Source organism: Nocardia testacea NBRC 100365, from assembly GCF_000308775.1.
GTDB classification, from domain to species: domain Bacteria; phylum Actinomycetota; class Actinomycetes; order Mycobacteriales; family Mycobacteriaceae; genus Nocardia; species Nocardia testacea.
The window spans coordinates 12,795-29,301 of sequence record NZ_BAGJ01000082.1 but is presented as its reverse complement, the minus strand read 5'-3'; the positions used below and the strand labels follow the sequence as shown (position 1 = coordinate 29,301).

At 67.4% G+C, this 16,507-nt stretch carries 1 protein-coding gene (running past one end of the window); it reads right to left on the bottom strand.

The annotated features are described in order from the left end of the window. Positions 1–117: 117 nt before the first annotated feature. Positions 118–16,507, bottom strand: the 3' portion of a protein-coding gene (locus ON38_RS10305; RefSeq protein ID WP_218000760.1) for a LuxR C-terminal-related transcriptional regulator. 12,548 nt of this gene lie beyond the right edge of the window; the window shows 16,390 of its 28,938 coding nt (coding positions 12,549–28,938); its start codon lies beyond the right edge, outside the window; it ends in the stop codon at positions 118–120.

The window sequence follows — 16,507 nt, the reverse complement described above, 5'->3', positions numbered from 1 at the left end:
TGCCGCCGACCCGGTGACCGCTGATCCCGCTCGACCGGCGCTCGGCAACCATGTACACCGGTTCCCGGAATCTATCTCCGAATCGGTTTGCGGGATCGAGCCCGCTGCGTCCGTCGATTACACCGGAGACCCGCCACCGGTAACTCGGTCCTCGATCGCCTGCAGGAGGTGACCGATCGCGGCGAATACCTGCGCCAGGGTGAATCCGTCTTCATACCAGATGGATTCGACCCTCGGCACCGCCATGAACAGGGAGTGCGCCGTCAACTGCGCCTGGAAGAAGTCGGGATCCGGGCGTTCCGCCTGCTGAACGAGACGCACCAGATCGTCGAGAATCCGCTGCGTGTCGAGCAACGCGATAAACGGCCTGAATGCGGCAGGGAGGCGCCAATCGCTGGGGAACTCGTCGAAATCACGCTGGAGCATTACCGCGGATTCGAAATCGGGCGGCCCGTACAGCGCGAGGCCGAAATCGATCAGGACAGCGGCATCGTCTCCGATGCCGAGAATATTTGCGCGGGTGATATCGGCATGTAGCAGGCGGAAGGGCTGGGACCGCACCTGGGCGGCGAGTGCGGTGAGCCTGGGGGCCAGTGACTCCGGGAGTCCGAGTCCGCGCAGCGCGGGACCTGTTGCCGGGTCACGCAGAGCCGCCTGATACCGGGTCTCCAGGTGATCGACCAGCATCGCGAAGAAACCCGTCGAATCACCGGATGCCGGATAGCCCGCGGGCAATGGCAGGAGCTCCTGGGGTACGGGTACTTCCTCGAAGACCGGCTGCAGATCTGCGAGTACGGATCGGACCTCCGGATGGAACAGTCGTTTCACCGGCTGCCCGGCGATCCGCCGATGAATCTCGTACAGGACATTGCCGGCATCGTCGGTCTCCACGTGCAGGATCTGTGGTAACCGGGCAACCAGATGGGAAGGGCCCAACCGCACAGCGGTCCGCACCAGGGCTTCGACCGTGCGATACTCGTGCGGCCACAGGCGATAGTCGGCGGAGGCGGCCTCGGGTTTCGGCTCACGTACCGCGTAATTACCGAGCAGGTGAACACGGTTGTACTTCCCGTCGCGATATTCACCGTGCGCCAGGGCGAACCGGCGCAATACCGCCGCGTGCTCGGGGGACATCACGGTGCCTTCCGAGGTACCGCGCACCCGGTATGCCGCGGCCGGCAACAGCCCGGCCAGGTCCGGATGGGCCAGTACCCGCGCGTCCGCGGCGATCCGGTATTCGGACTCTTCATCGACCTCGTTCGCCGGTTGCATCGGTTCCATCGCGAACGCGGGTTCACCGTCGAGCAGGTCGTCGCGAGTACCGGGTGCCACGACGAACAACGGTTCGTCGCTGTCGTCTTCGGATACCGGTGTACCCCGGGACGCCTCGGTGGCCGCCGGCACCCGCGTGGACCACGGGTTACCCGAGGGCTCCGCCGAATCCGCCGGATCCCCGGCCGATTTCGGGTCGGCCGGGAATTCCGGCCCGGTATGGGCCGGAGACTGCCCGGGCGACGGATCGACCGGACCGCGACCGGCGCGCCGGGTCCGCTCCGGGTCGATCGGCAGGGCGGCGATCCGCCGCCAGCGGGCCGGAGAGTCACCGCGCGGTGTTGCCGGTATTGTCTCGCTGCCGCGACCGACGGTGATCAACCCGAAGTTGAGCAGCGATACCGCCGGGATACGAGCAGTGGGGTCGGCGTAGGCGTTGTAACCCTGGTGTACGGCCTTCAGGCCCTTGATCCCGTGGAATTCGGGGAGATCGGGCGGCACCACCTCGACCCGGCGACCGCCCCATGCCGCGACCGCCGGATCGGGGCCGAGACCGCGATTGAACAGCCGTCCCGCCTTGCCCTGATGCTCGGCCCCGAGCCAGGTGATCAGGTCGCGGTAGGCCGCCATGACGTACACGTTCCTCGCGCCGATGCCGAACTGTTCGGCATGGGTGATCGGACCCGCCCCCGGTGACCCCGACAGGATGATCTGATCGATCTCGCCGGCCAGGCGCCCGCGCCGCCCGGCATAGCAGACGGTGGTCGACCCGAAACTGTGGCCGGTGAGAGTGTGCAGTGTCGGCAACGCCGCTCCACCGGGGAGCGCGGCCTGCGCTTCCCGGGTCGCGTTGTAGGAGACCAGGTCCCGGGCCACCACGTACCCGCCGACCTCGGCCAGCAGCGGGTCGCCGACTTCGGAAGCGGTAGTGGGATGCCGGTAGCCGATATCGTTGATCGCGGCCATCGGAACGCCCGGATTCAGCCGCATGGCCGTCTCGAGCTGCGCCAGCACGAACGTCGAACGATTGTGGAGCGTACGCAGCCTGGCGCCCACACCACCGATATGGCGGGTGACCAGCTGCGCGGTGTCGGCGTCACCGTGTGATACCGCGATCCTGCCGTTGCCTCCGTACGCGAGCGGGTCGAAAACGATCAGCTGCACCGTGTCCACGCCGACCGCCCGGGAGTCACGTTCGATCACGGCCAGCTGGCTGCGCGTTTCGAGCAGATTGCGCAGGTGGATCCGTTCCACGGTCGTCAGTTCGTGGCTCCGCCGTCCGTGGGGCGGTTTGCGCCGCAGGAACCGTTCCAGCTCACGGGTGACGAAGAGACGATTGGCCCGGTCACGCACCGTGTAGGGGATTCCATCGGAATTCCCGGTCAGGTGCGGATACATCCGGAGGAAGCCCCACTGTTCGGCCGGAAGCAGCGAATGCCACCAGCGCGCGTTCGCGCTCGCGCGCGCCCGCGCGCCGTCCACGACGGCACCGGGATCGACACGGGCCATCAGCGATTCCGGCCGTGCGCCGGGTCCGAGATGATCGGGCAGTTTCGCCACGGCGCTACGGGCTCCCGCGATCTCGGCGGTGGTGAGCGGCGGATCCTCCGGCAGGGATGAACGCCGGTGCGCCGGAGCCGGCGGCGCGCCGGTCTCGGACGGGCCGGTAGTCCGCGACTGCGCCGATGCTCCAGGTCGCTCACCACGGCCCGGCCCGGTCGTAGGAGTCGGCGCGCCGATCTCCCCGGATTCGGGTGACCGCGGGTTCGGCCGGCCCGGGAAATCGTGAAGTCCTCCGGCGACCTCCGGTTCGGGCTCCGGCTCTTCCGGTGTGCGCTGGTCCGGATCGGTGGGTGGCCCGGTGATCTCTCCGTCGCGCGGCGGCGCCCACCCGGTGTCCCACCCGGTATCCCGGTGGACATCCTCGAGCCGGCCGCTTTCATCGGTGGTGAAGTAGGCGACGTGGGCACGTCGGACCCGGGTGTAGGGCTGCACCCAGTCGTCCACGGACCGCACTCTGGGAACGAGATCTCCCTCCGGTTCCGGCTCCGTGCCCGCCCGGTCGACCGTGGTGTCGTGGACGAAGGCGATGCCCCCGATATTCGTGACCACGTAGGTGTGCATGCGCTCGCCGTCGTCCACGAGCACGACGGCGGAATCGAGCGCGTTTGCCGGATCCGTCACGGCGTCGGCGACGAACCGGAGCGGGTCGGAGCCCACCGCGGTCCGGACGAGGGGCACCGGTTGGAGTGCGGCGTCGATGGCGGTCTGTAGCGCCCGCCAGTCCCGGGCCCCGTCGGCGGGGGCGGCCGCCCGATCGTTGCCGAGGGCCCAGAGGAACCGCGCGGCGGCGGCTACGCAGTCGTTCATCTGCCGGGTCCGCCCATGTCCTGGGCGCCATGGGATCGGCGTGGACGGCGGGGCCGGTTCCGCTTCCCCAGGCTTATCGGTCCGCCCGTCCGTGACCACCCGGCCGCCATCGCTGTCCTGATCGGTGTCCTGCGCGAGTTCGCGGCGGGACCCGGCGGGAAGAATCGCCGGTTCTCCGGCCACGTTCCCCCGCGTATCGTCCGGCCCGGCCCGGAACCAGCGGACCCGGCCGGCGCTCGCCGGCAACATCCGGAATCCGTGGTCGCCGACGCCTCGCAGGGTACTCGGAGCAGGCTCCGCAACGCCGTTGTCGGCGACCTCGACCAGGACCGCGCGGTCTCGGCCGGTCACAGTGACGGTCACCCGAACCTCACCGTCGCCGGCGCTCAACGCTTCGTCGACGAGATCGAAGGTAGCGTCCTCCACGGTGCCGAGCAGATCCGGATCGCCCCAGCCACATTCGCTCAGCAGGGCGAACACCCCGTCGGCGGCGGTACGCGCACCCCGGGCCCGGACCTCATCGGGCTGTCCCGCCGAACCCACGGTCAGGCCGGCCCGGCGGTGCTGAAGGTCGCGGGCTCCTTCGACCAGGTGCCACTGCGCGCGAGACGCCGCCGTCTCCTCGGGGCCGATATACCGCCGCCGGAAATCCGTTCCGTCGTCCCGGTATTCCTCGACTTCTATGGATGAGCCGGGAAACCTGCCACGGAACGCGGTATCGACGGCTCTGGTCAGGGTGCGGAAATCGATATCGGTCGTATCGGGCGCGTCCTTGTAGAAGACGAGCACCTGGATTCGTCCGGAATCGAATATGCGATACCAGAGTTTGCATTCCACGGCGAGCTCGCCGACCCGGAGATGCAGCAGGGTCGGTCCGCCGAGCGCCTGCTCGACATTGGGATGGAACGACCCCTCGACCTCGACGGCCTCGAGGTCCAGGGATATCGCGGAATCCGCGCCGGTCGACACCGTCGCGGAAGTGACGACACCCGCGACGACATGGTCCCGTTGGCGGACGAGTCGGCTCGAATCCAGCACGTCCTCCGGTCGGAGCAGGCTGATGTTCCCGTGGACCACGGGCGGGAAATACAGTCCCTCGCCGCGTGTCCCGGGTGCCGGCCCGGAACGGGCGACCTCGTCGGCCGGCGAATCCCGACCGATCTTCGACTCCGCGTCCGGTTCGGTTCTCGTCCTTTCGGTCCCGTTGCCCGGATCCGGGAGTGACCCGTCGGTTTCCGCGATCTCGCCCTCGACGAAGTCGATCGCCGCGAGCATTTTCTTCCGCTCGAAACCGGCCGCCTCGGGCTCACTCGGCATCGGATACATCAGGTTTGCCAGGCGATTCGCGGTGCCTCGAATCGTCTGTGCGATGCTTCTCAACGGATCACCGGCCACGTGATCCGCAACGTTCAGCAGCTGTTGCCCCGAGCTGCCGGGTAGCAGGCCGGCAATGCCCCGGAGAATATCCTCGGCCGTGCCGATCAGCAGGTTCGGCGCCTCCAGCGCGACCACGCCGGCCAGGTAGCGGTCGACAATCCTCATCATGTATTCCTGGGCGGCTCTGCTGCCGATATTCGACCAGATATAGGCAGCGAGATACCTTGCCCGCAGATATGTTTCGCTCTCGGGTTCGTGCGCCCGGCAACCCGGGAAATGCAGCGCCGACCACAGGTCGTTCTTCAGATGGTCGTTCCAGAATTCGTACTCCTCGGAAGTGAGTACGGTTTTCATCCTTTCGTGGTCCTCCTGCAGGAGCGGGCGGCCGGAGAGATACTGCATCGTCCCGGCCGCGATCGCGAGGAGTTGCGGCAATTCGTCGAGCGAGGTATTGCGTGCGAATCTCGAAGCCGGGGTGGTCTTGTCCTCGATCTTCCGACTGCTCGGTTCCAGCGGGTTGCCCCTCCGCATCGTCCGGAATTTCCAGACGCTGATCGTCTCGCCCTCCCGCGTGATCTTCGTCTGCCGGATGAAAAGCTGCCCCCAGCCCATCTTGCGAATGTGCACCAGCTGATCGACCGACAGTCCGGCCGCGACGATCAACGCCAGCGTGGTGTAGACCGGAAAGCGCTCGACGATCCGGCCGAGTTCGAGCATGTCCTTCTCGGTGAATTCGATATCGCGCAGTTCATCGAATTTCCCGTCGAACAGCGCACTCAGCCATTCTCCCCGTTTACTGACCCAATCGGCGCCGAACATGTCGCCGGGTTCGGGCATCGGCAGGTCGGAGATGTACCAATAGCCGGGTAACGCGGCGAGTTCCTTTTTGGCGGCGTCCACGCGCGCGAAGGTTTCCGGACCGAGCGCGGCCAGCCCCGCCCGGAGCCCGATCCGCACCTCCTCGAAACCAAGGGCATGCTCCGGAAGTTCGGTCACGACCCGATCGTGCGGCCCCTCCGCGATCCGCATACCCAGAACCGCGGCCACCGGGGCCGCGGGCGACCATTCGGTCTCGTCCACACCGGATTCGTGCACCACCACCGAACCATCGGCTGCCCGCTTCACATTCACCGCGTGCCCCCAACGCGGTGCCTCTCCGTCGGCACCCTCGTACACGACCACGACGATCATCGGCTTGCCGGTCCGCGCCACCCGATCCTTCGCCTGCTGCAGCGAGGTGATGCCGGGATCCCAGCCCGCACCGACCACCCCGGACACATCCTTCAGCAGCACTCCGCCCAGATTCGGCTCGTACACACCCGCCGGAGGTTCGACCCCCAGTGTCGCCCAGTAGTCCTCCGATGCCCGGGTCACGCAATCCGCCCGCGTTCCGGTTCCATTCCCGGAAACGACCGCCCCCGCCGGTGGTGGTGTCGCGCGGCTGTCGCCGGCGGTAGCCGGCTTCGCTGTTGCCTGCTCTGCTGCGGAAGCCCTGGTGGCGGCGGGGTCTCGTGGGGACAGACCGCGACGGCGGGCCTCGGTCTCGTCTGCCGGGGACACGGCTTCCATCTCCGCTTCGAGTCCGGCCGCCGGCCGAGCGGTCCCGTCAGTGTCCACCTCCGGGGCAACCATGGGGTCCGTCCGGGCCCTGTCATAGGGGACTGCCGCCGTGTGCCGGTCCGATGTGCCTTCCGCCACGAACAACAGCCGCACGTCGTCGTAGGCGCCTTCGGGGCCGTTCAACGCGACGACGACTACCTCGGTGAATCCCCGGCGCGCGGCCATCTTCCCGGTCCAGGTGGCCAAGGCGGCTTCGCTGATCGAAAGCCCGCCGGTGATACCGCGGTTGAACGTGTCGAGGTTGTCGGTCAGGCCGGTCCCGGCCCGCCAGGTGGCGCCTATACGGGTCACCGCACCGCCGACCGCGCTCCAGAGGTCTTCGAACATCGTCCGACCGGGTGGTGTGCGATCCGAGCCGTATATCTCGAACGACAACGTGCCATCGGCAGCGACGCGTCCGTTTATGCCCTCGTCCGGATGCAGGGCCTCCCCTTCATCGTCACGCTCGGGTTCCAGGCCGTACCTGTTGGCATAACGCGCCAGCGGCGCGGTCTCGGTGTTGCGATGGACTCGGTCCAGCGTGTGCGTGTACCAGTCCTGCGCACCGACGGCCTCGAACTGTGGCCGCAGGGCGGTGAACTGCGCCTCGAACGCCTCGGCTTCGGCGCGTTCCATGCCGCCACCGAGAAAACGCACGCGCCCACGTCTGCTGAACCGGAATCTGCGGGCGAGGGGACCGAGCACGGCGCGAACCTCCGCCGGTGCGGCCGGCGGGCGCGCACGGCTCGCCGGCGTGGAGCCGGCGACGGGTTCGGGTTTCGCCGGCGGCGCGCCGAGGTCGGAACCGGCCGTAGGAGTGTTGGCGAGATGCCCCGCATCGCGCGCACCGGTCGAATCGGCGGGCGCGGCGTACTCGCCGCCCCCATCGGACGCCACGACCGACGGCGCGGTCCGAGTAGCTGTCGTATGCGGCGCGGCGGGGTCCGGCAACGACCACGGTCGCGTTCCGGGGGCCCGACCCCGGAAGCCGAGCCGATCTATCGCCGAGCTGACCTCGGGTGAAGCGACCACGCCGCGGTACACGCGGTGCACGGTGGTGACACTCACGCCGGCGAGAGCCGCGACGTCGGCAGCCGTTACCGGGCGGACGGTATCGAGAACCGTGTATTTGCCGGCGGCCGGGCCGGGAAGCAGATCGGCGACGAGCAGATCCGCGAGCTTCACCACCGCACGCCGCCGCAGCTGGTTGACCGAGTTCGTGGTCTTGCCCATCGCGACGGCGATATCGTCCGGTGCGGCGCGGTCGAGGTAACGCAATTCGAGGTATCGCCGCTCGTCCTCGCTGACCGCCTCGGCACTCAGTTCGCGGACGAATCGCTCGAGCGCTGGTCGGTCGTGACGTTCGGCCGCCTCGATCCGCTCCATCGCGTCGCCTGGAAGGCGCCGTCGGAACCCGGTGATCTCTTCGGCGAGATGACGCACCGCCTGCTTGTAGAGCTGGGCGAGGCCCTGAGGGGTGCGCCCGGTTCCCGCGAGAGCGGCCACCATCTGGTCACGGGTCTTCTCCTGGACGATCCGCAATTCGATGGTCGCGCGCTCGTCGGCCGGCAGTTTCCGTAAGGCACGCCGGAACGCGGGTCGAGCATCCAGCCACTCCGACATCACCAGTGCCAGCGCCCGTCCCCCGGCAGTGGAGACTTCGCCGGTTGTCAGCGCTGTCGCGATCTTCGGAACCAACCGGTCCTGCAGAGCTCCCGCGGCGGCCTCCGACACCCCCATCTGCTTCGCGATGTCCGGGATGGACAGCGGCCGATCGACAAGGAACCGCAGCCGGATGAACTCACGATGGCGAGGTGTGAATTTCCGGATGGCGAGCCGAAGAGTGTCCGATGAAGTGTTGCGGACCAAGTCGAGTTCCGGCCCACCGGTGGCGGGGAGTTTCGCCGACTCGGCGGACATCTCCGTATCGGCGCGTCCGACGGTCAGCAATTCGGCGGCACGAACAACCGCACGCCGCCGCAGATTGTCCGCTGCTTTGACCGAAATATTCAGCGCACCCGCGATTTCACCGTCCGTTGCCGGAGTTTCGCGCAGGTATGCCAGCTCGAGACATTTCCACTGCTGCGGCGTGAAAGACCGCCGGTAGGAGCGCAGCGCATCGGAGTCTTCGTTCAGCGCCTGCACGATGATCTCGGAAGACTCGGTGTGAGTCATGAATTCGATACCCGAGAGTCGATCGACCATCTGCCGTACCATGGCACCGCAGAGTTGTCGGACCCGCTTGCGGCTCTTTCCGGTCGCCACCGATATCTCGTTGAGCGTTCTGCCGTATAAGAACCAGTGCGACCCGACCTCCTGCAGCGCGGGCGGTAATTCGTCCACGCATTGCCGGAGCCGGTCGTATCGACCGGCGTCCAGCATCGCCACCGCCGGGTTGTGCCGTTCGGCGGCCAGCGTCAACGCCAGCCGGCGCAGCGTCGCTCGATCTCGAGCGGTGACCGCCTCCGCCGTGGCCGATTCCGCCATTCCCGATATCGCCGCGTACTGATCGGCCGATAAATGTTCCATGGCCCGGTGCCATGCCGATCGACCGGCAGCAGCCAGTGCCCGGCTCAACACCCCGCCCCCGGGCTCGACATCCCCGAGCACGAACAGATGGTGCAGGTGTTGCCGGAGCTCCGCGAAGCGCAGTTGTTCCCCTAGCGCACCCGCAACGCCTGCCAGGGCAGCGGCCCGGAGATGATGCCAGCGCCGATCGTAGAGCTTCCGGCTGGATTCGGGGAAGACGGCCGCACTTGTGCTCTCGGCCTCTTCCTGGGCAGCCGCGCCGAGAAAGGCGCGTAGCGCGCGGCGCTCGAAACGTGTGACCGCCTCCTCGCCCGCATCCGCGAGAAATCCGGCCTTCGCGGCAATCGTGGTGCGCGAAGCGACATTCCTCTGGCCGAAACGCATGAGCAGCCACAGGCGTTGTCGTTCTGGAAGCCTGTGTTGTAGCGCCCGCTCCATTGCTGCCAGGTCGACAGTCGTTACCGTCCGGTACTCCGGGGTGGACACCCAAGCGGTGTCGGCAGCCGATGCCCTGCCGACTCGGGCGCGAAGGCGGCGAAGCTCCAGCACTCTATCGGAGACCGACCGGAACCATTCCTCGAGGTCCTGATTCGGCCGCACAGCGGCGAGTTGTTGTGCCGCATAGCCGAAGACTTCCTCGACGACCTCGGGTACCGCCTTCTCCTTCACGCCCGCAACCAGCAGTCGAGCGTGAACAGTGGACTCGAAGCGGGCGCGCAGCAGACCCAATGCCGCGGGGTCGCCGTTCACCGCCGATCGCAACAGACTCTCGGCACCCGTGGCACCACGGTAGTGAGGCGCCCGGTATCCGAGCCGGGCGACAGCGGACAGCACTGCTGCGGCCACAGCCGTGTCGGTCGCTCTTCTGCCCTGCAACACGTTGAAGACGGTCTTCGCATCCACACCGGCAGCCCGGGCAACGTCGGTTCGTGACGGAATTCTGATCTCGGTCAGGTTCGGGAATCGATCGGTGAATGCGTCGAGGATCTCAGGCGCCAACCGATCCACCGCATCCGTGTACAGACGCGAGATCGCCTGTTCCCCCCGGGCCATGACCTGTGCGGTATCCCGGATCGACAGACCGTCGCGGACGATCAGCCGCAGGCACCGCTGCTGTTGCTTGTCCAGAGCTTTGGTGACGCACCGTTCCCAGAGCTGCTCATCGGCACGCCAGGCCGCCCACGCGAGGTCACGGTTGTTGCCCTGTCCCGGCCGTCGCGAAGTGCCGCGCGGCCTCGACTCGGCCGAGCTGCCACGCGCACCAGGTGGGCTGTACCCGAGACGAGCGGCGGCGGCAACAACTTTCCGTGCGTACTCGGTGTCCTGCGACCTCGCTCCGCGTAGCACCAGGGAGACGCCTGTTTTCGAGCCTCCCACTTCTCGTGCAATATCCGCGAGAGTAGGTGGTGCGGGAGCGGTGGCTCGCAGATTCGCCATCGCGGTGGACAGCTGTGCTGCCAGGTCGGGGACAAGAGCATTCAACCGCTGTTCTATCGTGTCCCGGCTGCGCTTTTCGCCCTCGGCGATCTCGGGGACCGAGTATCCCAGAAACCACGGAACGAAAGTGTCGCGGGCCTTCTCGGGTAGCTCTTCGACAAGCCGGCGCAAGAGATCCAGATGCTGGTCGCGGGCCGTTCGCAATACCTCGATCGCGGGCGCGAGCCGGCCGGCGGCCATCGCAAGAGTCACCCCTCCCCCCGCGAGCAACTCCGCCAGCGCCGCGCCCTGGGTGGGGAAACCCTCCGCGTCGTCGAGTGACTCGGCGGGCAGATCACCGCTCAGTGCACGGGCCAGCTCACCCAGTATTTCCGGAAGGACCCGAACGACCACGTCCGCACCCACACCGACAGCGGCGGCTGCGGCCTCAACCGAACCATTGGCCCCGTATCGCGCCATGAGCATTCGCCGGCGGCCTTTGCGCAGCTCGGCGACCGCCCTTCGGAACTCGGGATAGCTCGCCTGCTCCAGCGCCCTGCGCACCTCACCCTGGGCCGCTCTCTCGACAGCATTGCGGAAACGCACGAACTCGACCGGCACCGTGAGCACTTCGTCGACCAGGAACAACAGCCATTGCCGCATGTCCTGGGCACGGGGCCGCTGGGCGGCGCGGGTACCCGCGCGCCGGAAGACCTCACCGACGAGCTCGGCGACGACTCTCTGGTTACGCACCGCCGCGACCCGCTGCGTCACGTCCACCTCGTAACGTGCCCGCCATTGCTCCGGGGAGGCCGACGACACCGACTCGCGTCCGGGCCGCGAGTCGGCGGCACGGTTCGTTCTCGCTCCGTCGTCCCTCGGCACCTGCTCGTCCGCGCGCGCACCGAGGCCGCGGGGGATTCTCGGATCGCGGGCGAAGAAGACTTCCGGTCCATACCTCGGCCCCGATACGCGACGCCTGCGGATCGGCAGCCCCAGATCTTCCCGCGGATCGCGGGACTCCTCGAATGCGTCGACACCGTCGAAACCCGCGCCGGGCCGGCGACCACCGCCGCGGCGCGGCGGACTCCACCGGGCCGGCGGTGCGGGCTCCGCCGCACGGCGCGTGTAGACACTTGCCGCATAGCCGAGTTCGGCAATCGCTGCCATCACCCGTTGCGTCACGCCCGCCGGTTGGGGTTCGTTGCGCAGCACCCGGCTGGCGGTGGTCACACTGGTACCGGCACGCTGCGCTACGTCGGCCAGAGTGACCCGTGGTTTGGCGACCACGCCGTCTTCCGGAGCCTCTGCCAGCCGCTGCCGGGTCTTCTCGCTGATCGGCAGGCCCGAGCGTGCACGACTCAGCGTGCTCAGATTCACCCCGGTCGCTTCGGCCCGGTCCACGAGCGTATACGCCCGGCCGACTCCGGCCGCCCGGTCGACTTTCTTGCCGACCGGATAACCCATCTCCACGGCTGTCCGCCGGACACGCTCACTGGTTTCCTTCGATATGTTCGGGATATCGCGCCCGTTGACCGCGAAGTGGACCGTGGAGATGGCGACCCCTGCCACACGGGCGATATCGGCCAGGGTGGGCGGGCGCGCCTTCGGTTGCCGCTGCTGCACCGGCGAGCCGGCCGCCTCGTCCGTCTGTTCGGCGAGTCTCGCCGATATCTGCAGCAGGCCGTCGCGCAGCATGGCCTCGACCAGACGGCCATCGCGTTCCATCACTTCGACGACGGTCGGGAGGTCCATGCCGTTCAGGTATCGCAGCAGGGTGGCCTGCCGCCAGGCAACAGGCAGCTCGGTGATCGCCTGCCACATCCGGGCCGTGGTGGCCGCCGCCAGCGCCGTGCGGATCCGGTCGGTCTTCGCAGCCGCCCACATCCGCTGCCGGAACTCGTCGAAACCACGCTGGAACTGCTCGTATTCGAGCGTTTCCAGCGCGATTTCCACCGCCCGGCCGGACAGATTCACGGCACCGCCGTCCTGCTCACCGGCCTCACCGGCCAAGCGCAGGAACGTATCCCGCAGTACCGCCCGGACCAGTTCCCGGTCCCCTCCCGACCTCGGTACCACCTGGGCCAGGACCGGTTTGCTGTACTCGGCATACAACTGCCGGGCCCGCGTGGCCTGCTCGGCCGAGACGCCGGCGGACTCCGGCTCGGTGGTACCCGACCGGGTGATCGTCCGGCCGGGATGTGCCGCGTCCTCGTGGGCCGGATCACGCGCGTCCCGTGCGCCCAGTTCGCCGCCTTTGTCGTCGAAGTAGGCGACGAACGCCTTGCCGCGCGCGAGCTGTTCGCGACCGTAGGTGGGCTGCCAATGGTCTCGGTGGTAGAGCCGGATACGCGGCACGCTGCCCGGAGTGGGCGTATCGATCGCCGTGTCGTGCACGTACAGCGTTCCGGCGATCACGGTGAGGAGGTATCCGTGGGAGGTGTCGCCATCGTCCACCACGACCACCGCGGTGTCACCGTCCTTGCCGCTTGCGCGCAGGGTAGCGGCGACCTGGGCCAGGGGGTCGTCCGGATCATCAGGATGTGGGGGGTGGTCCGTGACCGGTAGCGAAGTCAGGTCGACCAGGTCGGCGACGATCTTGTCCTCCAGCATTCGCCAGTTGTCGGTGGCGTGCCAGGCGGGATTGTCCTCCTCCACGTCGAGCTCGGAGGCGTTGCCGAGCGCCTGCAGGACGCGGACGAGGCGACGCGCACAGATCTCGTTGCGATGGGCGGCATCGCGCAGCACCGGATCGTGGTTGCCTCCGTCCTGCCGGGCCGAGGCGGTTTCCGTCTCTCTCCGGTTCTCCGGCAGTAGGGGAATTTCGCTCGTCCGCAGGTCCAGCTCCACCGGCGGGTGGCCCGCCGCCATATCCAGCTCGAACCGGGCCGCATACTTCTCCAGTCCCCGGAACCGCTCCAGGATCTGCTCCGCCCGATCAGGACCGGACGGCTCCTCGGAACCGGCCCGGATGGTCCGAGACCCTTCGTCACCGAACAGTTCCACCACCGCGCGCAGCCACGGCCGAAGCTCCTCGGTTATTTCCTGTTCCCGCCGCACCGCCACCGCCGAGGCCGTCTCTCCGGTCCGCGCCATCTCCTCCACCGGAGAACCGCGCCGCAGCCGCAGCACCTGCCGCAGCCAGGCTGCCGCCATACAGTCGGTCCGCTGCGGCGCCAGCCAGATCGTGGTGGTCGACCAGTCGACAAGGGATTCACCCACATGCGGTGCCAACCCCTGTTCCTCGGATTCCACCTCCCGCTCGGTGAGCAACTTCGTGCGCGCCATTGCCGCACCGAGCATCGTGGACACGTCCTCGGCCGAAATGCCCAACTGCCGGGCCAGTACATCCACGCCGTGCCCGGCGAACCCCAACACGTGTTCCTGCCATGGATCACGCCCCGGAAACAACTCCGGTCGCGGCTGAAGGGACGGGTCGCCCGTACCCGGGTCAGCGATTCCCCGTGGCCTGCGATGTTCACCCTGCGACTCGGTGTCGTCCTGCGGAGCTCGCCGGAAACCATCGAGTACGGCTGTCATTCCTGTGGGTACCGCAACACCGGCCAACTCGGCGCCGGCGACCGTGTCGGCGACCAGCTCCCGGAATTGTGTCTCCTTCGCCCTTCTGAACCAATCCATGATCTGCTCGACCGGCTTGGTGGGCGTCACGATATCGCGGTGCATCAGCGCCTGGAACAACCGATCGGCCTGCGTTTCCCGGTCGGCGAACTGGCGGTCCACCCAGGCCTGTCCCAGGCCGTTGATTCCCCCGGCGGCAAGATACGACCAATCTCCCACACCGGATCCGCTATCGGTACGGCCGGCGGGCCACCTGTTCGCCAGGGCACTGCCCTCCGCCACTCCCACCTCGGGTCCCTGTGAACGCACCGATACCTCGCCGAGTGGAGAACCGTGCCATTCCGCGAACCAACCGGTGAGCAGCCCACGCAATGTGTGGGGATCGGCGGGGTCGTACACGATGCAGGTTCCCACATCGGCGTACTGGTCCGGATTCGGTCTCATGAAGGTTCCGGCACCCGGAATCCCCGGCAGGATCTCCAGGATCTCTCGGCGGGGCGGCAGTTTTCCGTGGCGCGCGATAATCACCTGGACGACACCGGTGGTGCCGAGCCGGATCGTGCCTTCGGCGTACTCGTCGTCGGCCACCGCCCGTTCCAGCAGAGCCAGAGCGTCCTCGACCTGTTCCCATGGCCGACGGGCGACCGTCGCAGCGCGGGCAACCCACTTGTCGGCGAGCTGCCGGAGCCGCGCATCGTCTGGATGTGAGTCGGCATACTGTCGCAGCCGAGCCGCGGCCGTGCGGATGCTGTCGTGGGTTTGCAGGAGCGAGCGTTCCCAGTCATCCGCGAATGTTCGTGCGGTGGGCCCCGGGGGGTAGGCCATCACGCGATTGTTCAGGCTGCGCTGCTCCTCCACCGAATTGATGATCACGTTGAGACCGTCGTTGCTCACGGTGATCCCCCCGTTGGTGAGCTCTCGGAGGGCGACCGCGGGATCGCCACCGAAAAAGGCGAGTAGCCCGGGTACAAGATCCTGGCCGAGGGCCCGCACCAACCCCCGTTCGATCAGCTGCCCTATCGGCAGGCCGTGCATCATCCGCGCACGAGCGAGCAGATCGTCCAGGGTGCGACGCAGTGTCGCCAGTTCATCACCCGGCAGTCGTCCTCGCCACTGTGCGGGCAGCCGGATGTCGATGAGGCGTTCTCGGTGCTGCTCCCAGCGCACACGCCGGATCGTTGACAGGCCGCGACGATAACCGGCGCCCGCGAAGGACACCAGCGGCATTGCGTAATTCTTGTCGGGATTGACAGAAATCGCGGCATACAGGACCAAGCGGCGTCCGTCCCGCAAGGTTGTGCGAAGGGTTACCAACCGCACATCGTCGGCACCGCCCGCCACCTCGTTCACCGGAACACCGGAAACCTCGGTTCTGGTTGTCTCACCGAGAATCTCGACCTCGACGTCGTCGATCTCGGCCTGCTGTCCGGCCCACTCCTGGACAACACGACCCACAGCGGTGAGGACATCCTCACCGGGGGCGAGCATATCCGCGGATTCCGAATCGGCCGATAAACCCAGAAGATCCAGAATCTGCTGCTGCTGCTCACGCTGAACACGGTTCAGCTCGAGAGACTTGCCGGCCAGGGCCGCACCCAGGCCGGTCGAGGTGAGGTACTGTAGCCGCCCCTGCATGTCATAGAAGGCGTTCTTCCGATGATGTGCAGTCGCCGATTCTGCCCGCACGGCACCGGGAATCGCGCCGAATTCCGCGCCCGCCCGCCCCAGGATCATGGGCGCCACCAGCGATTCGACGCCGAGCAGACTCGCCAGCGCCAGAGTGGCCGGAGCATAGAGGACACCATTGATGATCGCCGGTTGCTTGGCGCGGGCCTTCCACCCGGGCATATCGGCGTAGGCGCTACCCACCGTTGCGAGCGACCTGGCCAACTGGTCGAAGAACAGTTGCGTCAGTTGCTCGTCGGTGGCGTAGTAGAGATTCGGTGAGAAGACGATGGTGAGGTCGAACTCGTCGAGTCGGCCGGTATTGCGGAATTTCACATAACTCTTCGGCACCTCGTCGCCGACCTCGAGTGTGTAGTACGCCGTCACCTTCTTCACGAACTCATTGCCGACCAGCGGGAAGCAGAACCTGCCGTCCTCCTCCGGCAAGGAGGTGTGCTGCAGCTGCCGCATATGAAAGTTCACCCAGCGACTTTCCGCCATCGACTTCGGCACCAGCAGCGTCCACGTGCCCTCTTCCACTGCCCGCCGGAACATTCGCATCAGGCGCTCGGCCCGTTGCCCGAGTTCGGCCCGCTCCTGTTCCGAGAGCGGCACCAAATCCTCGGGTGGCTCGTACTCCAACGGCGTGCGGCCGAGGGCTTCCGCAACCGGCCGCAGCATTCTCGCAGTCCGGTGCTGG